Source organism: Streptomyces sp. NPDC054863 (genome assembly GCF_053610825.1).
Genome location: NZ_JBSGZD010000117.1, coordinates 1 through 22658, shown reverse-complemented (window position 1 = coordinate 22658; position 22658 = coordinate 1). Strand labels below are relative to the sequence as shown.

The following is a 22658-nucleotide window of genomic DNA, read 5'->3' as shown; positions in this document are numbered from 1 at the left end:
CCCCAACGCATGACGCAGCTCGCCCCCGGTACCGGCCTCGTGCCGGTACCGGGGGCGCCTTTGTCGTTGGTGGGCATGGGAGTGGACCCGTACCGGCCGCTTGGTACGGGTCCACTCGTCGGGGTCACCGTGCGGGCACGCCTATGCGGCTGCCCGTACAGGAGTTGCGCCCCTTCCTCCGCCGCCCGCCCCCACGTGGGAGACATGTTCCGGGCGGGTGCGGTGGTCTGGTGGTGGTTTCCTGGCGTGGCGTCCGCTCGGTGTCTGCCGTGTGCCCGGCGGGGCGTCGATACGGATTGATGCCGCAGGGTCGACGACGAGCACGCGCATCGGACGCTCGAAGCAGTAGCAGGAGTAGACGCGTCCCGGCTGGCCAACCGGGGGTGGGGTCACCGCGCGAGCAGCGGGCGGTATCGAGGCGTAGATCACGACGAGGCTCAACACCCCGAGGCCGATCGAAAGCGCGATAACGCCGAGCACGGCAGGGCTAGTTGCGGTCATTGCCGAGCCCCTTCTCGTCGAGCCGGAACCACACGGCCTTGCCGGGGGTGGCCAAGTCGCAGAAGTAGGTCACGCCCCACTGTTCGGACAGACTCTCGACGATGCGCAGCCCTCGCCCCTTCTCCTCGTCGGAGTAGTGGTCATAGGGCACGGGCACGGGGTTGGGCACGTTGTCGTAGACATTCACGCTGATGCCTCGTTCGCGCAGCATGACGTCAGTGACGACCATCGCCGTGTGCGTGTGCAGTACGACGTTGGTCACTGCCTCGGAGACACACAAGCGTGCGTCCTCGACGAGGCCCTCGAAACCGGCGTCGCGGCAGAGGCAGGTGACCCAGTCGCGGACGACGCGCGGAGTGGTCCGCCGACGAGGGGCCATGAACCGGTACACGCCGGCCTCGGGCGGTGGTGCGGGTGTTGCTAAGACAGCGGACATTTCAACGTCTCCCAACGCGGTCTGAGCTGCTCGCGTCGCTCGCCCTGCGTGGCAATGGCCGCCCCCGGGCGCACCCCAACTCAGGGTGCAGCGGCTGCACTTCGGACTTACAGGCGTGCTTCGCAGTGCTGCCAGGACCATAGGGTAAAACCATGGACCGGTACAACCCTGTACCCATCATTGGGCTTCTAGGTGGACCCGTGACGCCGCAACCGGCAAACTCAGGTGGGACAAGGGGAAGGACGACATGCCACCGAGGGACAACCCGACTGCCCGACAGATCCGTTTGGGTTCAGAGCTGCGAAAGCTGCGCGAGCGTGCCGAAGTGACGGCACGCGACGCCGGGGGCCTGCTCTCCACGGATGCGGCCAGGATCAGCAACATCGAGGCCGGCCGCCTTGGGATCAGCGAAGAACGCATTCGCCGGCTGTTCACGTTCTACCAATGCGACGACGAGGCCCTGCTCGCCGCGCTGTGCACCATTGCCAGCGAGCGGCGCGGTACGCACTGGTGGGATGACTACCGCGGCACCCTCGCGCCCGGGTTCCTCGACATCGCCGAACTCGAACACCACGCTACGGGCTTGCGGTGCCTCCAGCCGGTGACGTTCCCCGGCCTCTTGCAGACCGAGGATTACGCGCGAGCTCTCTTCGGTGGCGCCATCCCCAAGGTGCCAACAGACGAGGTCGAGGTTCGCGTAGAGCACCGCATGAAACGCCGGGTGATCTTTGAGCGCGCCGAGCGGCCACGGTTCGAGGCAATCGTGCACGAAGCTGCACTGCGTATGCGCGTTGGCGGTCGAAAGGTAGCCAGAGAGCAGCTCGAATACTTGCTTCAGGCGTCCGAGCAGGAGTGGGTAACCCTCCGGGTTATCCCCTTCACTTCCGACGACTTCGTCGAGGTCACCCAGACCGTGATGTACGCATCCGGGACGGTTCCGCAGCTTGACACCGTTCACATCGACACACCGTTCGGCGGTCGCCTACTCGACGCAGTCGCAAGTATCGACGGGTATCGAGCCCTGTTTGAGTTTGCCGAGCAAGCCTCACTCAGTCCCGACGAGTCGCGAAGTTTCATTCACCACGTCGCAAGAGAACTGTGAGAAATTCAGGAATGAACAGCGAAATTCACTGGCAGAAGTCGAGCTTCTCCGGGGGCGGGGGCGAGCAGTGCCTCTACGTCGCCAAGCATGAAGGGGAAATTCTCTTGTGCGAAAGCGATGACCCTTCGCGCATCGTTGCTACCTCACCGGAGAAGCTCGCCGCCTTCATCGAGGGTGTGAAGGCCGGCGAGTTCGACCACTTCCTCGACTAGCCCACCCCGGCGCACCCCTCGGCGCTGCAAGCGTTCCCCCCGCCTGACCTGGGCGGGGGGTTTTTGCATATGCCAGTCTGCACGTTTGTACCGGTCCACACTTGCAGCATCGCGTCGCGTGGCGCTACGGTCGCACTCTGTCGTGGTGGCGGGCCTAACCCTTGTCAGGACAAGCCGAGTTGCCTCGACAGGCCCTCCCCACCCCTGACGCGATCACGTGGGGAGGGACCTCCGGTTCCCCTCCTGCTGTGCCGTGACATCGGAAGCAGGGGAAAACCATGTAACCCGTTACGTGAGGGGCCCCATGCGCACTCTGCACCCCACACACAGCACCGGTGGTAAAACCTTGTACCGAAAATGGGAAGCTGACTGCGGCGTTCCCTCGCTCGGGTACTGGTTCGAGGTGCTACTGCAAGGACCCTCACCAAACGAGCTCCCGCAGGCTGTTGCCCTTGAGATGCTGCACAGCCCAAATAGCGCTATCCGAACCATTCGGATTCAGGTCCGTTCATTTCATGTTCTCGGCATGAATCCCCGCGAAATCATGCGAGCAGTGGAATGGGCAAATGGTGGTTGGGTTCAAGCACTCGCCGCCCTTCACCGGGGCGAGCCCTGCGGATTCTCCATTCTACTAAGCAGCGGAAAGCGCGCCGAGTGGCACGTAAGACCGACTCAGTACGTCTTACTCTCCGACGCTCATTCATGCACCCGCCATCCCGGCGGTCCTGACTTGGAATTGAGCAAATGAGCACCACAATCATGCTCGACCATCCCGCGTGGCAGCAGTCCGCGCAGGGCGAGCCCGTACGCGTTGTCGAGTTCAACCACGTTGCATGGGTGGCTCATTGGGTCGACGAGAGTCTCGTTCTCCGCCCTGTCGGCAGCAACGCAATGGATGCCCCCCGCCAGGCGTACGCATCGCCCGTCCGACTTCCTTTTGAAGCTGAAGCGCAGCCGCTCGTCGACGAGTTGGCGAGGCTCGGAACCGTACTGCGTCTGACGAATTCCTCGCTGTGGGATGCCTTGGTGAGCGCGCTACTGCGGCAGGGCGCGCGTGCCTGCAATGCCAAAATCGTCTACCGCCGGATGTGCGAGGCGTACGGGCACACCATCGAGAGCTTTGACGGCCCGATGTCGCTCGTCCCCGCCCCCGAGACCATCCTCGCCATGTCCGACGCCAAGTTCGGCGCAGTCGGCGCCGCGCTCGACCGCGACGCGCTGAAGTCGGCTGCCGAGGCGTACCTCGCCCACGCGCCGTATTGGCGGACCCTCGACGTCGAGCAGCTCGTGACCAGCCTCGCCGCCGTGCCACAGATCGGCAGTTGGGCCGCCGCCGTCACGGCTGCGGACTATCGGGGCGACTTCTCCGTCTATCCGCACTCCGATCTCACCGTGCGCACTCTTGCGAAGAAGGCCGCTCCATCCCTCCATCTCCCCAGCAGCGACCGTGAGTTCGAGTCTCTGTGGCGTCGCTGGGCGCCGGACCGCACCGGACTGCACACCCTGACCCTGTTCACTCTGACTTGGGGGGCACATGCCCGCGCCCACGCATGAACTGATCGCGTCACCGTTCCTCGACGAGTACCTCGTCTTACGCCCTGGCAACGACGAGGGGGTGCAGATCCCCCTCGGCCGGTACCTCGAACTCACCAAGGCAGCGAGCGCCGACGCCGCGCCCCCGCAGTGGCTCGTCGACGGCGCCGCGCAGGTCTGGGGCGTCACCCTCGCCCCGGACCGCCCCTTGACCGAGTCGGTCATCGTGCGCCCATCCTCCGAGTACGGGATGGCCCGCGCGTCGTACGAGATCAACCTCGGCTGCGACTACGACTGTGAGTTCTGCTACCTCGGCGCCAAGAAGTTCCAGGGGCTGCCGATGGCCGACAAACTGCGGCTGCTCGACATCATGCGCGACGCCGGCGTGCTCTGGCTTCAGATGACCGGCGGCGAGCCCCTGATCGACCGCGACTTTCCCGCCGCGTACTCGTACGCCTACGACCTCGGCATGATGCTGACGATCTCGACGAACGGCTCGTCGCTCCACAAGGCGACGATCCTTGAGACGCTCACCGCGCGACCGCCCCACCACCTCTCGCTCAGCGTCTACGGAGCGACCGCCGCCACCTACGACGGAGTGACCAAGAACCGAGGCGCGTTCGGCCGCTTCGTGCGAGGACTCGATGCCGCCCGCGAGGCCGGCCTGCGGTTGCAGCTCAACATCGTCATGTCGAAGGACAACGCCGACGAGTTCGCCGAGATGGAGCAGCTCGCCGAGCAGTACGGCGAGGTGTTCGTCTTCACCAACATGTCGCCCACCATCCAAGGCGACGCGGCCCCCTTCCCCCAGCAGGCCGAGAAGTTCCTGCGGCAGCGAAAGCCGTTCACCGGCTGCAACGCGGGACACACCTTCTTTCACGCCGACCCACTCGGCCACGCGTCCATCTGCAAGATCGGCCGAGACCCCCACATCCCGCTGATGCAGGAAGGCATCGAGGGACTCAAACGCCTCGGCGGCATCGCCGATGGCCTGCAACTCCGCACGGGAGGGTGCACCGGGTGCTCGTTCGGTCAGACCAAGGCCGACGGCTCCCCGGGCGGCTGCACCACCTGCCGCCCCATGGCGAAGCTCTCCCAGGAGGCGCGCGCACCACGCAACACGTACTGCCAGCACCCCGACCCCGAACCAGTGAGGTAGGCCATGACAACCGCAACCGTTCCGCGCACCGGCCCCGTACCGGTCACCATCGCCCCCCGTCCCCCGGCCGAGCCCGGACCGCTCCCCGTGGCGATCCACCCGCGCCCGATCGGAAATGACGAATTCCGGGTCACCAAGGAGATCGGCACGTTCTCCGAGGCCCTCGGCTGCTCCTGCCAGGCCGACGACGACCAGCCGTACTAGACCGACGCGCCCAACCCAACGCACGACCGAGCCGCCCTCGCCCGCCATAGGGTCGAGGGCGGCTCGCCCGTCCACCCCCAGGAACCCCACATGCCCGTAACCCGTATCCACTGGGAAGACCTCCCCGCCGTCGCCCGCGCCGCCGTCGAGGAGCACACCGGCCCCGTACAGCGCGCAGAAACAGCTACCGCGGGCGCGAACTCAGGCGTCGCCGCCACCCTCCGCACGGCCGGCTCGGTCGTGTTCGTCAAGGGCGTGCCGCTCGATCACTCCCAGATCCGTACGCAGCAGCGCGAGGTCGCCATCGCCCCGTACCTCCCCGCCGCCTCCCCGCGCCTGCTGTGGCACGTTCAGGCCGCCGGGTGGGATCTGATCGGGTACGAGCGCCTCGTCGGCCGGCACGCCGACTACACCCCCGGCTCCCCCGACCTCCCGCTCGTCGCCGCCGCCCTGGTCGAGCTTCAAGGCACCCCGTGCCCGGACATCCCGATGAAGCTCGCGCAGGACCGATGGAGCGGCTACACGAGCCCCGGCGGCGCCGAGCAGCTCGTCGGCAACACCCTGCTGCACACGGACCTCGCCCCGCACAACATGCTCGTGACCGACCGGGCGCACCTGATTGACTGGGCATGGCCCACCCGGGGCGCGGCGTGGATCGATCCTGCGGTGCTGATCCTGCGACTCATGGAAGCGGGACACCGGGCACCCGCCGCAGACGCATGGGCGCGCGAGCAGTTCGCTTCATGGGCAAGCGCGCCGTACGAGGGCGTCGCCGTCTTCTCCGACGCGAACGCGAGGCTCTGGGACGAGATCGCCCGCCACGGCTCCGAGGCGTGGAAGACGCACATGGGCCGCCTCGCGCATGACTGGGTCACCTACTGGCGGACACGCAGCTAACGGCAGTTCAGCTACTCGTCGTGCCCTCGGCGTCGGGTCCCGCCTCGACGCCGAGGTGTCGGTGCAAGTCGTACCGCGTGACCCGGTACTGCCGACCGTGGCGCAGCACCCGCACCGGGTAGCAGTCACGCCTCGCGAGGGCGTACCCGAACGTCCGGCCCATGCCCAACGCCCGGTTGGCAATGTCGAGGGATACCGCCACCGGCAAGCCCATGAGTTCCTCGTGTGTCATCTCGTCAGCCATGTCCCACCCTCCAAGGTCGAGATCGCCAACGTACGAGAATCACTAGACCTGCGCAATATGCATTGCTAACTTGTCGGTATGCACAGCAACCGCACGGCGAGTGACGTCATCGCCGACCAAATCCGCAAGCACCGAAACCGCCTCGGTCTCAGCCGCGAACAACTCGCCGCCGAGTGCGAACGCCTCGGCGCACCCGACCTCACGTACGCCGCTCTCGTGAACATCGAGACCGGCCGCCGGAAAACAGACGGCCGCCGACGGCGCGATGTCAGCGTCGACGAGCTGCTCGTGCTCGGCCTCGCCCTCGCCGTCCCCCCACTCCTGCTCGCCCTCCCCCTCGGCACCGAGCAGGCCGTTCCGGTCACCCCCGCCGCCGAACCCCGCGACCCGTACACCGTATGGAAGTGGGTTACCGGCCAGGAGACGCCGACGCTCGCCGGCCCGGTCGAGGGCCGCTACTACGCCGACCCCCGCCCCATCGGGGAAGACGGCCCCAAGTGGTCCGCCGCGTGGGGAGCAGCCGCCTACCCGGCAAGCCTCTACCCCGAGGCCGAACGGCGTCGCGCAGCCACCGCTAAGGCTCACCGCCTCGCCGAGGACGCACCGCCCGAGAGCCGTTCGGACGCCGAGAGCCGCTACCTCGAACGGCTGGAAGACCTCGCCCACGTCGTCAACGACATGGACCGGGCCGGCCTCACCATTCCCCCGATCGAACGCGCCTGGATCGAGGACATGACCGGCCTCGACATGCTCGACAACGCGACCGCAGTCGAGGAGCGCACGGAATGAAAGCAGGCTCGACCAAGCGTCGCTGCTACTGCCGCGCCCCCCGGACCAAGAAGCCACTTGGCCAGTCATGCCCGGCCCTCGGCCGCCGAGGCCACGGCACGTGGAGCCTTCAGCAGGAAGTACCGGCCAGTTCGGACGGGACCCGCCGCATCTTCCGCCGTAGCGGCTACGAGACCCAGACAAAGGCGCAGGCGGCCCTCGACAGACTGCGCGTCCTGCTCGCGATCCCAGGGAAGACCGATACCCGGGCGCAGCAGGCCCTCGGCGACTTACTCATGAAGGTAAGCGCGGACAAGAACGTCGAGATCCCGGAGCCCGAGGACGTCAAGCGCCGCATCAGGACCAAGCGCAACCTTGCCGAGTCGGTCACCCTCGGCCAACTGCTCGATGAGTTCATGGACGCCCGGAAGAGCCTGCGTGCGACCACACGCAACGGGTACGCGGGGCACATCCGTTTGCACCTCAAGCCGCACGGTGGCGAGCTCGTCGTCGACTCCTCGCTCGGTGTCGGCGACATGACCGAACTGTTCGACGCCATCGAGGACCAGGCCGAAACGGTGGCGTTCGAGAACCGGATGCGTCGCGAGCAGATCGAGCGGTGCAAGGCCACCGGGCGAGGTCGGCCGGTCGCAGCCGAACGGGAGCGGATCGCCGCTGAAAAGGCCAAGCTCGCCGAGATGCCACCGTTCCGGAAGGTGACGGGTCCGGCCACCGTTCAGGCGATCCGCCGTACGCTGCGCGCCGCGCTCAACTGGGCCATCACGCAGCAGATCCTCACGTTCAACCCGGCGAAGTACGTCGAGCTGACCACGGCCCCCCGTCCCAAGCCGTTGCTGTGGACGGACGCCCGGGTGAAGAAGTGGCGCGAGACCGGCGTCGTACCGGGCCCGGTCATGGTCTGGACCCCCGCACAGCTCGGCGAGTTCCTCGACGCCGCCGAGCACGACGACGAGGTGTACTACGACGTCTTTCACCTCATGGGTCACCGGGGCCTGCGACGAGGCGAGGCGGTCGGGCAGGACACTGCCGGAATCGACCTCGACGTACCGAGCATCACCCCGGCAACCGAGATCGTGCTCGACGGCCGGACACCGTACGAGAGCCCCCCGAAGACGGACGGGTCCTCGGAAACCATCTCGCTCGACTACCGGACCGCCGAGGTGCTGCGCCGCCGTCTGGAGCGCCAGGAGGAGCAGAAGCGGGAGCGACTCGCGCAGGGGAAGGTCTGGCACGACACGGGGAAGATCTTCACCACCGAGGATGGATCGTGGCTGCGCCCGGATGACGTGAGCGAGGCGTTCCGGCGCATCCTCGCCACGACCGATCTCCCGCCCATCACCCTTCGTGATCTACGGCACGTTGCGGCGTCGATCATCTTCGCGGTGTCCCGGGACATCTACGTCGTGAAAACGGTGCTGCGGCACTCGACGATCAAGCTCGCCGCCGACACGTACACGAGTCTCTTCGTGGAACTCGACCAGAAGCTCGCCAACGAGGCGGCCGACCTCGTGCCGCGCCAGGCGCACGCACCCCAGCAGTTCGAGCACGCTTCGAGCACGCACGTGGGTCGGACGGCCGTGAAAAGCGTGACGGTCCGACCAGCCGTAGCCAGTCGGACCGCCAAACGTACTGCTCAGAGCGATATCGAGCTCGCTCCGTCCTGTAGGCCATGTCGGACTCGAACCGACAACCAACGGATTAAAAGTCCGCTGCTCTGCCAATTGAGCTAATGGCCCCCGGCAGGACTCCCAAGAGCATAGCTGCCCCGTCCCCTGCGGCCGATCGGGTATCCGCCCGAAAGCCTACCGGCGTCCTCCGGAAAGGCCCGAAGGGGGAAGAGGAAAGGGCCCGCTCGTGGAGAGCAGGCCCTTTCCGGGGGTTCAACGTGTCACGGCGTCAGCGCGCGAGCGCGTCAGCGTGTCCCGTCGATTCAGCTGCGCTTCCAGCGCGGCTTGTCGTCACGGCGGCCGAAGGAGCCGGTGCCGGTGCCGGTGGAGCTGCCGCGGTGGTCGCCACCGCGGAAGCCGCCGCCGGTGGACGGACGGTCGCCGCCACGGAAGCCGCCCGAGGGACGCTCGTCACGACGGTCGCGGTTGAACGGACGGTCGCTGCCGCCGGAGCGGAAGCCGCCACCGGTCGCCGGGCGGTCGCTGCGGTCGTCGCGACGGAAGCCACCACCGGTGGGACGGTCACCGCGGTCGTCGCGGCGGAAGCCGCCGGACGCCGGACGGTCGTTGCGGTCGTTGCCGCGGTAGCCGCTGGCCGCCGGGCGGTCGCTGCCGCTGCGCTCGCCGCCGCGGAAGCCACCACCGGTGGGACGGTCACCACGGTCGTCGCGACGGAAGCCGCCGGACGCCGGACGGTCGTTGCGGTCGCCGCCACGGAAGCCACCACCGGTCGGACGGTCACCGCCGCGGAAGCCGCCACGGTCGCCACCGCGGTCGTCACGACGGTCGCCGCCACGGAAACCGCCGGACGCGGGACGGTCGTTGCGGTCGCCCCCACGGAAGCCACCACGGTCGCCGCCGCGGTCGTTGCCGCCACGGTCGTTGCTGCCGCGGTAACCGCCACGGTCGCCGCCGCGGTCGTTGTTGCCGCGGTAGCCACCACGGTCGTCACGGCGCTCGAAGTTGCCGCGGTCGTCGCGGCGCTGGCGCGCCTCTTCCGCAGCCTTGGCGGCGGCGGCAGCAGCGGCCTGGGCCTCTTCCTGGGCCTCGGCCTCGGCGGCAGCAGCGGCCTCGGCGACAGCGGTCTCCGGGTCCTCGCCACGCTCACGGGCGGCGCGGGCGACCAGACGGTCGGCCTCCTCGCGCAGCTCGGTCGCCCGGCGCTGGATGCGCTCCAGCTCCTTGGCGAGCTCCTTGGCCTCGCGCTCGGCCTGCTTGGCCGAGTTGGTCGCGGAGTCGGCCTGGACCTCGGTCAGCGAGCGGGCGCCGGTGATCTCGGCGACCTCCGGGTCGAACGCGCCCGAACCGCCGACGATGTGGCGCGAGGCGTCGACGCCCGCGTCCTCCATCAGCCGGAAGATCTGGCGGCGCTGGTGCGGCAGCGACAGGGAGACGACGACACCGGACTTGCCGGCGCGGGCGGTACGGCCCGAGCGGTGCAGGTAGTCCTTGTGGTCGCCGGCCGGGTCCACGTTCAGAACCAGGTCGATGCCGTCGACGTGGATGCCGCGGGCGGCGACGTCGGTGGCGACCAGGGCGTTGACGTAGCCCTTCTTGAAGTCTTCCAGGACGCGGGTACGGGCACCCTGCGTCATGCCGCCGTGCAGGGCGTCGGCCTTGACGCCCGAGTCCTGGAGCTGCTCGGCGATACGGTCGGCGCCCAGCTGCGTACGGACGAAGATGATCGTGCGGCCCTTGCGGGCGGCGATCGCGGCCGTGACCGGCGCCTTGTCCTTCGGCTTCACGACGAGGACGTGGTGGGTCATGGTCGAGACGTTGCCCTGCGCGCTGTCGACCTCGTGCGTGACGGGGTTCGTCAGGTAGCGCTTGACCAGGGTGGAGATCTCGTTCTCCATCGTGGCGGAGAAGAGCATCCGCTGGCCGCCGCCGGGGATCTGGTCGAGCAGCTCGGTGACCTCGGGCAGGAAGCCCAGGTCCGACATCTGGTCGGCCTCGTCGAGGACGGCGATCTGGACGTTCTCCAGGGAGGCGGCGCCGCGGTTCAGCAGGTCGCGCAGACGGCCCGGGGTGGCGACGAGGACGTCGACACCGCGCTCCAGCGCGTAGATCTGGTTGCCCATGGACGTACCGCCGCAGACGACCTTCATCTTCAGGCCGAGCACGTCGCCGTACGGCTGGAGGGCGTCCGCGACCTGCATCGCGAGCTCACGCGTCGGCGTGAGGATGATCGCGCGGGGCTTCTTCTTCTCGGTGGTGCCGCCGGCCAGCGAGGCCAGGGTCGGCAGACCGAAGGAGAGGGTCTTGCCGGAGCCGGTGCGGCCACGGCCGAGGATGTCCTTGCCGGCCAGGGCGTCCGGGATGGTCGCGGCCTGGATCGGGAAGGGCGAGGTGACGCCGTTCTGGGCGAGCTTGCGGACGATGCCCTCGGGCAGGCCCAGGTCGCTGAAGGTGGGGCCGGTGGGGACGCTCTCGGCGTCCTCGTCGGCGGCCACGACGGCCTCGTCGGCGGCGTTCTCAAGGATCTCGACGATCTCGGCGGCGGCCTCCTCGGCAACCTCTGCCTCGACCGCCGGGGTCTCGACGACGGCCTTCTCGGCGACGACGGCCTTCTCGGCAACAGGCTCGGCGACGACTGCGACCGACTCGGCAGCGGCGGCCTCGGCCGACGCGACGATCTCGGTGGCGGCCTCGACGACCTCGGTGGTGTCGACGTTCTCCACGTCGACGGTGACCGTCTCGACAACCTCGACCGGGGCTGCGTCGAGCTGCTGCTCGGCGCCCTCAGTGGGCATGGCGGTACGGTCAGAACTGGAAATAGACATGCGGATGCGAAACCTCTCGGAGTCTCGGCACGCGCCCAAACTCCGTGAATCGCAAGTGAAACCGCCTCGATGCGGTCAGTCACGGCAAGGGAGAGTACGCGCCACACGGCGCTCTTCTGTTTCGGCGCCGGGCAATGGGATCAAACGATCTATAACCTTACGCACCCTCCCCCACACCTGGCAAATCGACTGCGCTACACCGCCTCCACCTGCGGATTTACCGGCGAGCCCACCCCTCCTCCGCCGTATTCCACGGGAGCCTGCGTCCCGGCCGCACGGTTCTGCGCCGCCGGTGACGCGGACGGCGTCGGCTGCGTCGTCGGCTCGGTCGGGGTCGGGGTCGGCTCCGGCGGTTTGGTCGGCTGCTGCGAGGGCGTCGGCTGCTGGGTCGGCCGGGTCGCGGAGGGCGTCGGCACCCCCGGCGACGGCGTGGCCCTGCCTGCTCCTCCTCCGGCCCCCGGGGACGGCGCGGCGCCCTTGGTCGCACCCGGGGCGCCCTTCGAGGGGGTCGCCTCGGGGCCCGGCGACGCGTTCGGGCTGGCCGACGGGTCGCCGCCCGGATCGGCGTCCGTACCGGCCTCACCGCGGGACACGGGCTTCGAGTCGGTACGTCCCCGGCCCTCGCCACCCACCGCCGCCGCACCACCGTCGGAGCCGGCCTGCTCCTGCTTGGCGGCGGGGCGTGCCGGGAGGGGTTTCCCCTCGCCGTCGCTCACACTCATGCAGCCTGCGGAAGCCGCCACCGCGAGCGCCGCGGCGGCGAGTCGGACAGGGGTGGGCAGTTGGCGCACGGGCGCACCTCCGGCAATGACGGCCAAGGGGGTGCCGGCGCACGGGTCCGCGACACTCCCGGAGCCGTAGGGCGAGTCAGGGGTCTGCCCCCTCAACTCCCATTGCCCCGCCGGGGACACGCGCGGGCACCCGACCGCCACCCCGCCCCCACCGCCGGAACACCGGCCCCCCACGTGCCGACGCCCCTCCCCGGGGCCGCGGCCCGCTACCCGCCGACCCCGCCCGGCCCGCCGCCGAGCGCCGCTCCCAGGGTCACCGCACCCAGCGCCACCAGCACGGACACCGCCGCGTTCGCCCCCGCGACGAGCCGCTGCCCGGTCTCGGCCAGGCGCAACGTCTCGTACGAGAAGGTCGAGTACGTGGTGAGCGCCCCGCACAGCCCCGTACCGACCAGGAGTTGTACGGACGAGGAGGCCGCGCCGGAGGCGACTGCCCCCGTCACCACACCCAGCACGAGGCTCCCGGCGGCATTCACCGCGCATGTCCCCCACGGGAACCCGGACGTGTGCCGCGCCTGCACCGCACGGTCCGTCAGATACCGCAGCGGCGCACCGACCGCCCCTCCGAGCACCACCAGCAACCAGTTCACGCGGTACGCCCCCGGGGCCGGGCGACCCTGCGCGTCACGGCCGCCGCCGCCCACACCGCGCCCAGCGCCCCGGCGAGCGTCCCGAGCAGGTACAGGAGCGCGGTGAACGCCTCCCCGCGCTCCAGCAGCCCGCTCACGTCCATGGCGTACGTCGAGAACGAGGTGAAGCCCCCGAGCACGCCCACCCCCAGGAACGGCCGCACCAGCGGATGCGCACGGCGCCCGTCCTCGGCGACCAGCACCATCAGCACGCCGATGAGCCCGGACCCCAGCACGTTGATGCCGAAAACCGCCCACGGAAAGCTTCCGGCGGGCGCGGGCCAGGCGAGCAGCGCGGCGTACCGGGCCGATGCCCCGAGCGCACCACCCGCCGAAATCGCCACGAGCACCGGCCCGTCCCTCACCCGAACCTCACCCGCACCCGCACTCCTCCGTCACCCGTATCCCAGCGCGTGCAGCCGCTCGTCGTCGATTCCGAAGTGATGGGCGATTTCATGCACCACGGTGATCTCCGTCTCCGCGACCACTTCCTCCCGGTCCTCGCACATCCGGAGGGTGGGCCCCCGGTAGATGGTGATCCGGTCCGGCAGGACGCCCGCGTACCACTCCCCGCGATCGGTGAGCGGCGTTCCCTCGTACAGCCCCAGCAGATCGGGGTCGTCCTTGGCGGGCTCGTCCTCCACGAACACCGCGACGTTGTCCATCAACCGCGTCAATTCCGGCGGTATCCGGTCCAGCGCCTCGGCGACCAGCTCCTCGAACTCCTCACGCGTCATCTCCAGCACACCCCCATTCTGCCGACCCCACCACCACCCGGCACGGACAGCACTGTGCTCGCATGGCCGCGTGTTCCCCTGGGCATACGCCCCCAATGGCCCGAGCCACCCGCCTGCGCACCGCCACCGCCCGCCTCACCCAGCGCTACCGCTCGCACCACACCGCCCCCACCAGCGCCCTCCTCCACACCCCGCACCCCTGGGCCCGCGCCCTCGGTCTCCTCGCCGTCGTGCTGCTCGGGGCCTGGCTCGGTCTTCTCACGGTGGGCGACGTGCGCACCCCCGTCGGCCCCGTCGACACCACCATGACCCTCCGCCCCTCCCTCACCGGCGGAACCAAGATCAATGTCTCTCCCCTGGGCGCCCTGGAGCTCGATTCCCACACCGCCCCCATCCGCCTCGACGTGGACGTCGACCAGCTCGACCCGGACCGCTCGGCGGCCCTGGTCAACCACCCGGAGCGGATTTCCGGGCTGCAGGAGGAGATCACCCACGACGTCGGCGCCGGCACGCTCGACCTGGCCGTGCGATCCTCCGTCGCCGTCCTCGCGGGCGCGTCCGCCCTCGGGCTCGCCGTCTACCGCCGCCCCCGCCGCGCCCTGGCCGCCGGCGGTCTCGCCCTCGCCCTGCTGACGGCCTCCGGCGTCACCGCGTTCGCCACCTGGAACCCGAAGTCGGTCCTGGAGCCGAAGTTCTCGGGACTGCTCTCCTCGGCCCCCTCGGTCGTCGGCGACGCCCGCAGCATCGTGGCCGAATTCGACGTCTACCAGCAGGAGTTGGCCCGCCTGGTCACCAACGTCACCAAGCTGTACAACGCCACCTCCACCCTCCCCGCGTACCAGCCGTCCCCCACCACGATGCGCGTCCTGCACGTCTCGGACATCCACCTCAACCCGGCGTCCTGGAGCATCATCGGCTCGCTCGTCGAGCAGTACGACATCGACGCGATCATCGATTCCGGCGACACCATGGACCACGGCAGCTCCGCCGAGAACGTCTTCCTCGACCCGATCCCCGACCTGGGCGCCCCGTACATCTGGGTGCGCGGCAACCACGACTCGGCGGCCACCCAGGCGTACATGTCCCGCCTGAAGAACGTGCACGTGCTCGACCACGGCAGCGCCGTCACCGTCGCCGGCGGGCTGCGCGTCGCGGGAACGGGCGACCCGCAGTTCACCCCCGACCGCTCCGTGAAGCCCCAGGGCGACGGCAACGAGCGCGTCGCCGGCGTCCTTCTGGCCGCCGCCCTCCGCGACCAGAAGGCGGCCCGCACCCCCGTCGACATCGCGGTCGCCCACAATCCGATCGCCGCCGCCCAGACCGACGGCGAGGTGCCGCTCGCCCTGGCCGGCCACACCCACGAGCGCAGGACCGAGATCATGAAGCGCGGCACCCGCCTGATGGTCGAGGGCTCCACCGGCGGCGGAGGCCTGCGCGCCGTCGAGAACGACGACCCGCAGAAGATCCGCGCCTCGCTCCTCTACCTGGACCGCGACACCCGCCGTCTGCAGGCCTGGGACGAGATCACGCTCGGCGGCCTGGGCCTGTCGACGGCCGAGGTCAGCCGCCATCTCCCGGAGACGAGGTGACATCAATGGCTCCGCCGCGGGTCCCGGCGCCGCCCCCTCGAAGACCCCCGCGCCCCTGTCCCCGTAAACCGTTTTGGCGATCTCACCCGGCATCCCATATGCTTCTCACGTCCCCGACGCGCTGCAAGGCGCACAGGCGGGCCAATTAGCCCTCATCGTCTAGTGGCCCAGGACGCCGCCCTTTCAAGGCGGTAGCACGGGTTCGAATCCCGTTGGGGGTACGCAACACCTGTGCGAGACTCGTGCTCGCACAAGCTTGGTCCTGTGGAGCAGCTTGGAGTGCTCGCCACCCTGTCAAGGTGGAGGCCGCGGGTTCAAATCCCGTCAGGACCGCTGCGGATCGCAAGATCCGAGTGGCTGGGTAGCTCAGTTGGTACGAGCGATCGCCTGAAAAGCGATAGGTCGCCGGTTCGATCCCGGCCCCAGCCACCATTCGAAAGGCCCCGTTCTTCGCCGAGCGGGGCCTTTTGCGTTGCCGTTTCCCTCCTGCGTACGGCGCCGGGGCGGCCGGCCCTCCCCCGCCCCCGCAGATCGCGTACGACCTGGGGGGCGGGGTGAGGTCAGCGCTCGCTGCTCCCCGCGCTGCTCCGCTCACGGACCCGGCCGCGCATCGCGCGTACGCCGAAGACCGCACCCACCACCGCCGCCAGGGCCATCAGCAGCGCCCAGTCCGGGACCGCTTCGCCGAGGCCGCTCGCCCAGCGTTCGACGGCGAAGGAGTCGTCGACGTCGAGCAGCCCGGGGAGGGCGGTCGCGCCGTCGAAGAGGAGGAAGAGGACTCCCAGCGCGATGAAGAAGAGGCCGGAGAGGAGGGAGGTGGTGTGGAGTTCGAAGCGGCCGAGGGCGAGGGTGCGGCCTCGGAGCCACTTCCGCCGCCCCAGGTCGAAACGTTCCCAGAGGAGGGCGAGGAGGAAGAGCGGGACGGCCATGCCCAGTGCGTAGACGGCGAGGAGCAGTCCGCCGTAGACGGGGCTGCCGCTGACGGCGGCGACGGTGAGGACGCTGCCGAGGATGGGCCCCGCGCAGAAGCCCGCGAGGCCGTAGACGGCGCCGAGCGCGTACACGGAGAGGGCCGTGGTGGGGCGGATGCGGCCCGACAGCTCGGCCATCTTCTTCGAGGCGAAGCCCATCCCCAGGATCTGGGCGACACCGAGCGCGATGATCACCCAGCCCGCGACGGTGACCAGCAGGTCGCGGTTGCCGTAGAAGAACCGTCCCGCGTACGAACCCGCGGCCCCCAGCGGTACGAGGGTCGTCGCCAGGCCCGCGTAGAAGAGGCAGGTGCGGGCGAGGAGACGGGACTTCGAGTCGATCGAGTACGCGAAGAAGGCGGGCAGCAGGAGCGCGCTGCACGGGCTGACGAGGGCGAGGAGACCGCCGAGGAAGGCGGCGAAATAGCCGATGTCGGGGGTCACTTCTGCGCGTCCTTGGTGCCCTGAGCGTCCTGAGCGTCCTTCGCGTCCTTCGCGTCCTTCGCGTCCTTCGTGCCCGCAGTGCCCTCGGTGCCCGCCGGCTTCTTCGCCGCGGCCGTCTTCGCGGCGGCCTCGATGGCCTGGACGAAGACCTCGTCGGGCTGGGCGCCGGAGATCGGCCGTCCGTTGACCAGGAAGGACGGCGTGGAGGTGGCGCCGAGCCCGTACGCCTCCTCCTGGTCCTTCTTCACGGCGGCGCGGGCCTCGGCGCTGTCGGAGTCGGCGGTGAACTTCCCGATGTCCTTCACCCCGGCCTCCTCCGCGATCGCCTTCAGCCGGTCCTTCCCGTACCCCTTCGCCTTGGCGTCCTTGGCGTACGCGGCCTGGTGGTAGGGCCAGAAGGCACCCTGCCGGCCGGCGGCCCAGGCGGCGCGGGCGACGGCCTCGGACTCCTCGCCGAAGATCGGGAAGTTGCGCCACTCGATGCGCAGGGTGCCGTTGTCGACGTACTTCTTCACCAGCTCGGGCTCGGTGTCGCGGGCGAACTTGCCGCAGTAGCCGCACTTGAAGTCGGCGTACTCGACGAGCACGACGGGCGCGTCGGCCTTCCCCTGCGCGAGCGGGTCGCCCTCGGTGCGGCGGGCGAGCTTCTCCAGCTCGGGGTAGATGCCGTTCTGCGGGTCGGCGGCGGCGCTGGGGCTGGAGGAGTCGAGGGTGGGGCTGAGGGTGTTGCGCTCCTCGGGCTTGGTCGCGGAGTAGGAGGCGAGGCCGAGCAGGACGGCGGCGGTGGCGATGCCGGCGCCGATGAGGAGGCCACGGGGCTTGGTCTTGGGGGTGTTCTTGGGGGTGCTCTTGCTGCTGGGCATGAGTGTGCTGTTCTCCTGGCGGTACGGGAATGCGTACGGGGAAGCGGTCGGCGCGAAGAGGGCAGGGGTGTGCCCGCCCGCGCCGCCTAGACGCGCAGGAGTACGGAGAGTTCGACAGGGGTCGGCGGGCCGGCCGGGGGCGGGGCGCGGCCGACGGCGACCGAACCCGCGCTCCGGCCGGGACTCCAGCCGCCGTCGCCGCCACGGGCCTCGAAGAGGGCGGGCATCAGCTCGTACGGGACGCCCTGCCGGGCGGGCGTGGCGGGCTGACCTGCGCCGTCGGAGGGGGTGTGGGGGCGGCAGCCGGGGGTGGGGGTGTCGACGACGAACGCGGGCCGGGCGGTCGGGGTCGCGGACGCCGGAACGGCCGCACTCGCGCTCTCGCTCGCGCTCGCGGAGAGGGCGGCGGGTCCGCAGGCCACTCCGAAGACCCCGAGGACGACTGCGACCACGACCGCCCAGCGGGACCAGCGCGCGTGCACGACGAGGGACACGGGCGGGCCTTTCTGGTCGGACGGTCGGTTTCTCTCGGCCGGGCGGCAATCCACCCGCCCACGAGGGTACGTGGGGAGGGGCGGTGTCGGGGGCAGGCTGTCAGGGGCGCGGGGAACTGCGCACCCAGCCACGACGCACCCGCACGGGTGCGATCCAGGACCGACCCGGGGCCAACCCGGGGCCAACCCGGGGCCAACCCGGGACCGACCCGGGACCGACCCGGGACCGACCCGGGGCCAACCCGGGGCCGATCCAGGACCGACCCGGGGCCAACCCGGGGGCGACCCGGGGGCGACCCGGGGCCGAGCCGGGGCCAACCCGGGGGCGACCCGGGGCCGACCGGGGGCGCCCCGGGGGGCTGAGCCCCCCACCCGCGCGAGCGGTGCTGTTCGCCCCACCCGCCCGGCTCAGCCGAAATCGGTTCGCCACAGCTCCGCCCCGGGTGAGATCCTGGACCAGGTATGTCTACTTCCCTCGCCGACCTCCAGGCCACCCTCGCCCAGAGCTCGCTCCGTGACGCCCACCGCCTCGGCCGCCGTCTCGAAGGCGCCCGTCGCATCCGTAAGCCGGAGGCCCGGCAGGCCGTCCTGGACGAGATCGCGGTGGAGGCCGAGAAGTCCGCCGCCAGGGTGGCCGTACGTGCCTCCCGCGTGCCCACGATCACGTACCCCGAGAACCTCCCCGTCAGCCAGAAGAAGCAGGACATCGCCGACGCGATACGCGACCACCAGGTCGTGATCGTCGCGGGCGAGACCGGCTCGGGCAAGACGACGCAGATCCCGAAGATCTGCATGGAGCTGGGCCGCGGGGTCCGCGGGATGATCGGCCACACCCAGCCCCGCCGCATCGCCGCCCGCACGGTCGCCGACCGCATCGCGGACGAGCTGGACACGCCGCTGGGCGAGGCCGTCGGCTGGAAGGTCCGGTTCACCGACCAGGTGAATCAGGAGGCCACGATCGTCAAGCTCATGACGGACGGCATCCTGCTCGCCGAGATCCAGACCGACCGCGAGCTGCGCGCGTACGACACGATCATCATCGACGAGGCCCACGAGCGGTCGCTCAACATCGACTTCCTCCTCGGCTACCTCGCCCAGCTGCTCCCCAAGCGCCCCGACCTCAAGGTCGTCATCACCTCGGCGACCATCGACCCGGAGCGCTTCTCCCGGCACTTCGGCGACGCGCCCATCGTGGAGGTCAGCGGGCGGACGTTTCCGGTGGAGGTCCGCTACCGGCCGCTGCTCGAAGAAGAGGGCGACGACTCCGACCGCGACCAGATCACCGCCATCGCGGACGCCGTCGACGAGCTCCAGTCCGAAGGCCCCGGCGACATCCTCGTCTTCCTCTCCGGCGAGCGGGAGATCCGCGACACCGCCGACGCGCTGAACAAGCGGAATCTGCGCCTCACCGAGGTGCTCCCGCTGTACGCACGCCTCTCCCACGCCGAGCAGAACCGCGTCTTCCAGCGGCACACCGGCCGCCGCGTCGTCCTCGCGACGAACGTCGCGGAGACCTCGCTGACCGTCCCCGGCATCAAGTACGTGATCGACCCCGGCACCGCCCGCATCTCCCGCTACAGCCACCGCACCAAGGTGCAGCGGCTGCCCATCGAGCGGATCAGCCAGGCCAGCGCGAATCAGCGCAAGGGGCGTTGCGGTCGTACATCGGACGGCATCTGCATCCGGCTGTTCTCGGAGGACGACTTCCTCACCCGGCCGGAGTTCACCGATCCGGAGATCCTCCGCACCAACCTCGCCTCCGTCATCCTCCAGATGACCGCGGCCGGCCTCGGCGAGATCGAGAAGTTCCCGTTCATCGACCCGCCGGACCACCGCAACATCCGGGACGGCGTGCAGCTCCTCCAGGAGCTCGGCGCCCTCGACCCGAACGAGAAGGACCCGAAGAAGCGGCTGACCCAGCAGGGCCGCAAGCTCTCCCAGCTGCCCGTCGACCCGCGGCTGGCCCGGATGGTCCTCGAAGCCGACAAGAACGGTTGCGTACGCGAAGTGATGGTGATCGCTTCCGCGCTCTCCATCCAGGACCCGCGCGAGCGCCCCGTCGAGAAGCAGCAGCAGGCCGACCAGAACCACGCCCGCTTCAAGGACGAGACGAGCGACTTCCTCTCCTTCCTCAACATGTGGCGCTACATCCGCGAGCAGCAGAAGGAGCGCGGCTCGTCCTCGTTCCGCCGGATGTGCAAGCAGGAGTACCTGAACTTCCTGCGGATCCGCGAGTGGCAGGACATCTACGCCCAACTCCGTTCCGTGGCGAAGCAGATGGGCATCCACCTCAATGAGGAGGACGCGCCGGAAACCGCCGTCCACACCTCGCTGCTGGCCGGTCTGCTCTCCCACATCGGGCTCAAGGACACCGAGAAGAACGAGTACCTGGGCGCCCGGAACGCCAAGTTCGCGATCTTCCCCGGCTCGGCCCTCTTCAAGAAGCAGCCGCGCTTCATCATGTCCGCGGAGCTCGTCGAGACCTCCCGGCTGTGGGCGCGCGTCAACGCCAAGGTCGAGCCCGAGTGGATCGAGCCGCTCGCCGGGCACCTGCTCAAGCGCACGTACAGCGAGCCGCACTGGGAGAAGGACCAGGCGGCCGTCATGGCGTACGAGCGGGTCACGCTGTACGGCGTCCCGATCGTCGCCCAGCGCAAGGTCAACTACGGACGCATCGACGCCGAGGTCTCCCGCGACCTCTTCATCCGCAACGCGCTCGTCGAGGGCGACTGGCGCACGCACCACAAGTTCTTCGCCGACAACCGCAAACTCCTCACCGAGGTAGAGGAGTTGGAGCACCGCGCCCGCCGCCGCGACATCCTCGTGGACGACGAGACGCTCTTCGACTTCTACGACCAGCGGATCCCCGAACACGTCGTCTCCGGCGCCCACTTCGACTCGTGGTGGAAGCACAAGAAGCACGACGAGCCCGAACTCCTCGATTTCGAGCGCGAGATGCTCATCAACGAGAAGGCGGCCGGGGTCACCAAGGACGACTACCCGGACTCCTGGCGGCAGGGTCCGCTGAAGTTCCGGGTGACGTACCAGTTCGAGCCGGGTGCGGACGCGGACGGCGTGACCGTCCACATTCCGCTCCAGGTGCTCAACCAGGTCACCGACGAGGGCTTCGACTGGCAGATCCCGGGCCTGCGCGAGGAGGTCGTGACGGAGCTGATCCGCTCCCTCCCGAAGCCGATCCGCCGGCACTACGTCCCCGCGCCGAACTACGCGACGAAGTTCCTGGAGCGGGCGGTCCCGCTGCAGGAGCCCCTGCACTTCACTCTCGCGCGTGAACTCCAGAAGATGGTCGGGGTCCCGGTGGCCCCCGCCGACTTCGATCTCACCCGCATCCCGGACCACCTGCGCATCACCTTCCGCATCGTCGACGAGCGCCGCAAGAAGCTCGCCGAGGACAAGGACCTGGAGGCGCTGCGCCTCCAGCTCCGCCCGAAGGCCCGCCGGGCCCTCTCCCAGGCGGCAGCGGCCACGGCGGGGCCGACCGGCGAGTCCATCGAGCGCTCCGGGCTCACCGACTGGACGATCGGCTCGCTCAGCAAGATCTTCGAGACCAAGCGGGCGGGCCAGCCGGTCAAGGCGTATCCGGCGCTGGTCGACGCGGGCTCGGCCGTCTCCGTACGGCTCTTCGACACCGAGGCCGAGCAGCGGCAGGCCATGTGGGCGGGCACCCGCCGCCTCATCCTGCTCAACATCCCGGTGAATCCGGCGAAGTTCGCCTCCGACAAGCTCACCAACCAGCAGAAGCTGGCGCTGTCCAGCAATCCGCACGGCTCCATCCAGGCGCTCTTCGACGACTGCGCCACGGCCGCCACGGACAAGCTGATCGCCGACCACGGCGGCCCGGCCTGGGACGAGGAGTCCTTCCGGAAGCTGTACGACAAGGTGCGCGCGGACCTCGTCGACGCGACCGTACGGACCGTGGGCCAGGTCCAGCAGGTCCTCGCCGCCTGGCAGGCCTGCGAGCGCCGCCTGAAGTCGACCAGCAGCGCGGTGCTGCTGCCCAACCTCACGGACGTACGCAACCAGCTGAACGTCCTGATGCCGGCGGGCTTCGTCACCAAGACCGGTCTGCGGCGCCTGCCGGACCTGATGCGCTACCTGGTGGCCGTGGACCGGCGGCTGCAGCAGATGCCGACCGGCGCCCAGCGCGACACCGCGCGCATGGAGAAGGTCCACGAGATGCAGGACGAGTACGCCTGGCTGCTGGAGCAGCTGCCGCAGGGCAGGCCCGTTCCGCAGGAGGTGCGGGACATCCGCTGGATGATCGAGGAGCTGCGGGTCAGCTACTTCGCGCACGCGCTGGGCACGGCCCATCCGGTCTCCGACAAGCGGATCGTGAAGGCGATCGACGCCGCGGCGCCGTAGCGGGCGGCCCCTCTCCCACGGGTTCGACTGCACCCTCTGACCTGCTGTACAGTCTGTCTCGCAGCAACACGCGGAAAGCAGAACGACACCGCGTCGAGTTGTGAGTCAAGGTCCTGTGGAGCAGCTTGGAGTGCTCGCCACCCTGTCAAGGTGGAGGCCGCGGGTTCAAATCCCGTCAGGACCGCAGTAGATTCGAAGCCCGCATCCTCGCCGGATGCGGGCTTCGGTGC

Annotated in this window: 20 protein-coding genes, 5 tRNA genes and 1 pseudogene; 13 read left to right on the top strand and 13 right to left on the bottom strand. The window is 69.5% G+C overall.

Features of this window, described 5'->3' with window-relative positions; genetic code table 11:
- Positions 1–487 precede the first annotated feature (487 nt).
- Entirely contained in the window at positions 488–937 is a 450-nt protein-coding gene (locus ACWGIG_RS21220; protein ID WP_453323190.1) for an ATP-binding protein, read from the bottom strand.
- Between the two features lie 247 nt (positions 938–1184).
- Here ACWGIG_RS21220 and ACWGIG_RS21215 point away from each other — a divergent pair, with 247 nt between their 5' ends.
- The 6 genes from ACWGIG_RS21215 (at position 1185) to ACWGIG_RS21190 (ending at position 6044) form a co-directional block, all read left to right on the top strand.
- Complete coding sequence (locus ACWGIG_RS21215; protein ID WP_453323189.1) at positions 1185–2039, top strand: helix-turn-helix domain-containing protein; 855 nt, start codon at positions 1185–1187, stop codon at positions 2037–2039.
- An 11-nt stretch (positions 2040–2050) separates the two neighbouring features.
- Positions 2051–2251: a DUF397 domain-containing protein gene (locus tag ACWGIG_RS21210; protein ID WP_453323188.1), complete on the top strand. Its 201-nt coding sequence runs from the start codon at positions 2051–2053 to the stop codon at positions 2249–2251.
- 744 nt (positions 2252–2995) lie between these two features.
- Positions 2996–3805: a hypothetical protein gene (locus tag ACWGIG_RS21205; RefSeq protein ID WP_453323187.1), complete on the top strand. Its 810-nt coding sequence runs from the start codon at positions 2996–2998 to the stop codon at positions 3803–3805.
- Positions 3786–4943 carry a radical SAM protein gene (locus ACWGIG_RS21200; protein WP_453323186.1) on the top strand — a complete coding sequence of 386 codons (1158 nt, stop codon included), beginning with the start codon at positions 3786–3788 and terminating at the stop codon, positions 4941–4943. The genes ACWGIG_RS21205 and ACWGIG_RS21200 overlap by 20 nt, the downstream gene beginning before the upstream one ends.
- Positions 4944–4946: 3 nt before the next feature.
- Entirely contained in the window at positions 4947–5147 is a 201-nt protein-coding gene (locus ACWGIG_RS21195) for a hypothetical protein (RefSeq protein ID WP_453323185.1), read from the top strand.
- 90 nt (positions 5148–5237) lie between these two features.
- The gene (locus ACWGIG_RS21190; RefSeq protein ID WP_453323184.1) at positions 5238–6044 is read left to right on the top strand and encodes an aminoglycoside phosphotransferase; all 807 of its coding nucleotides are present in this window, start codon (positions 5238–5240) and stop codon (positions 6042–6044) included.
- Positions 6045–6051: 7 nt separating this feature from the next.
- Here ACWGIG_RS21190 and ACWGIG_RS21185 read toward each other — a convergent pair whose 3' ends face one another.
- Positions 6052–6288 (bottom strand): integrase, encoded by a 237-nt coding sequence (locus ACWGIG_RS21185; RefSeq protein ID WP_453323183.1) that lies wholly within the window; start codon positions 6286–6288, stop codon positions 6052–6054.
- A 78-nt stretch (positions 6289–6366) separates the two neighbouring features.
- On the opposite strand from ACWGIG_RS21185, the gene ACWGIG_RS21180 reads away from it, so the two are divergent.
- The gene (locus ACWGIG_RS21180) at positions 6367–7077 is read left to right on the top strand and encodes a hypothetical protein (RefSeq protein ID WP_453323182.1); all 711 of its coding nucleotides are present in this window, start codon (positions 6367–6369) and stop codon (positions 7075–7077) included.
- A gap of 269 nt (positions 7078–7346) precedes the next feature.
- Here the strand turns inward: ACWGIG_RS21180 and ACWGIG_RS21175 are convergent, their stop codons facing one another.
- The 8 genes from ACWGIG_RS21175 to ACWGIG_RS21140 all read right to left on the bottom strand — a co-directional run bounded on the left by ACWGIG_RS21175 (position 7347) and on the right by ACWGIG_RS21140 (position 13693).
- Positions 7347–8063, bottom strand: a complete 717-nt coding sequence (locus tag ACWGIG_RS21175) for a hypothetical protein (protein ID WP_453323181.1) — start codon at positions 8061–8063, stop codon at positions 7347–7349.
- Positions 8064–8426: 363 nt separating this feature from the next.
- Positions 8427–8624: a hypothetical protein gene (locus tag ACWGIG_RS21170; protein WP_453323180.1), complete on the bottom strand. Its 198-nt coding sequence runs from the start codon at positions 8622–8624 to the stop codon at positions 8427–8429.
- Positions 8625–8740: 116 nt separating this feature from the next.
- Positions 8741–8813 (bottom strand) — tRNA-Lys (locus tag ACWGIG_RS21165).
- Between the two features lie 194 nt (positions 8814–9007).
- Complete coding sequence (locus ACWGIG_RS21160) at positions 9008–11527, bottom strand: DEAD/DEAH box helicase (RefSeq protein ID WP_453323179.1); 2520 nt, start codon at positions 11525–11527, stop codon at positions 9008–9010.
- A gap of 194 nt (positions 11528–11721) precedes the next feature.
- The gene (locus tag ACWGIG_RS21155) at positions 11722–12318 is read right to left on the bottom strand and encodes a hypothetical protein (RefSeq protein WP_453323178.1); all 597 of its coding nucleotides are present in this window, start codon (positions 12316–12318) and stop codon (positions 11722–11724) included.
- Between the two features lie 206 nt (positions 12319–12524).
- Positions 12525–12908 carry a fluoride efflux transporter CrcB gene (gene crcB, locus ACWGIG_RS21150; RefSeq protein WP_453323177.1) on the bottom strand — a complete coding sequence of 128 codons (384 nt, stop codon included), beginning with the start codon at positions 12906–12908 and terminating at the stop codon, positions 12525–12527.
- Positions 12905–13312 carry a fluoride efflux transporter FluC gene (locus ACWGIG_RS21145; protein ID WP_453323176.1) on the bottom strand — a complete coding sequence of 136 codons (408 nt, stop codon included), beginning with the start codon at positions 13310–13312 and terminating at the stop codon, positions 12905–12907. The genes crcB and ACWGIG_RS21145 overlap by 4 nt, the downstream gene beginning before the upstream one ends.
- Positions 13313–13342: 30 nt before the next feature.
- Entirely contained in the window at positions 13343–13693 is a 351-nt protein-coding gene (locus tag ACWGIG_RS21140; RefSeq protein ID WP_453323175.1) for a metallopeptidase family protein, read from the bottom strand.
- Between the two features lie 86 nt (positions 13694–13779).
- On the opposite strand from ACWGIG_RS21140, the pseudogene ACWGIG_RS21135 reads away from it, so the two are divergent.
- The 4 genes and pseudogenes from ACWGIG_RS21135 to ACWGIG_RS21120 all read left to right on the top strand — a co-directional run bounded on the left by ACWGIG_RS21135 (position 13780) and on the right by ACWGIG_RS21120 (position 15705).
- A pseudogene (locus tag ACWGIG_RS21135) lies at positions 13780–15422 on the top strand (metallophosphoesterase family protein).
- Positions 15422–15494, top strand: a tRNA-Glu gene (locus tag ACWGIG_RS21130). The pseudogene ACWGIG_RS21135 and the gene ACWGIG_RS21130 overlap by 1 nt, the downstream one beginning before the upstream one ends.
- A 37-nt stretch (positions 15495–15531) precedes the next feature.
- A tRNA-Asp gene (locus tag ACWGIG_RS21125) sits at positions 15532–15606 on the top strand.
- A 22-nt stretch (positions 15607–15628) separates the two neighbouring features.
- Positions 15629–15705, top strand: a tRNA-Phe gene (locus tag ACWGIG_RS21120).
- A gap of 128 nt (positions 15706–15833) precedes the next feature.
- Here ACWGIG_RS21120 and ACWGIG_RS21115 read toward each other — a convergent pair.
- The 3 genes from ACWGIG_RS21115 to ACWGIG_RS21105 all read right to left on the bottom strand — a co-directional run bounded on the left by ACWGIG_RS21115 (position 15834) and on the right by ACWGIG_RS21105 (position 18045).
- The gene (locus ACWGIG_RS21115) at positions 15834–16688 is read right to left on the bottom strand and encodes a cytochrome c biogenesis CcdA family protein (protein ID WP_453323174.1); all 855 of its coding nucleotides are present in this window, start codon (positions 16686–16688) and stop codon (positions 15834–15836) included.
- Positions 16685–17551, bottom strand: a complete 867-nt coding sequence (locus ACWGIG_RS21110; protein WP_453323173.1) for a DsbA family protein — start codon at positions 17549–17551, stop codon at positions 16685–16687. Before ACWGIG_RS21110 ends, ACWGIG_RS21115 begins: the two co-directional genes overlap by 4 nt.
- Positions 17552–17637: 86 nt before the next feature.
- On the bottom strand, positions 17638–18045 hold the full coding sequence (locus ACWGIG_RS21105; protein WP_453323172.1) for a hypothetical protein: 408 nt from the start codon (positions 18043–18045) through the stop codon (positions 17638–17640).
- A gap of 462 nt (positions 18046–18507) precedes the next feature.
- Here ACWGIG_RS21105 and hrpA point away from each other — a divergent pair, with 462 nt between their 5' ends.
- Both hrpA and ACWGIG_RS21095 read left to right on the top strand, forming a co-directional pair.
- Entirely contained in the window at positions 18508–22428 is a 3921-nt protein-coding gene (gene hrpA, locus ACWGIG_RS21100) for an ATP-dependent RNA helicase HrpA (RefSeq protein ID WP_453323171.1), read from the top strand.
- Between the two features lie 109 nt (positions 22429–22537).
- Positions 22538–22612, top strand: a tRNA-Asp gene (locus tag ACWGIG_RS21095).
- Positions 22613–22658 lie beyond the last annotated feature (46 nt).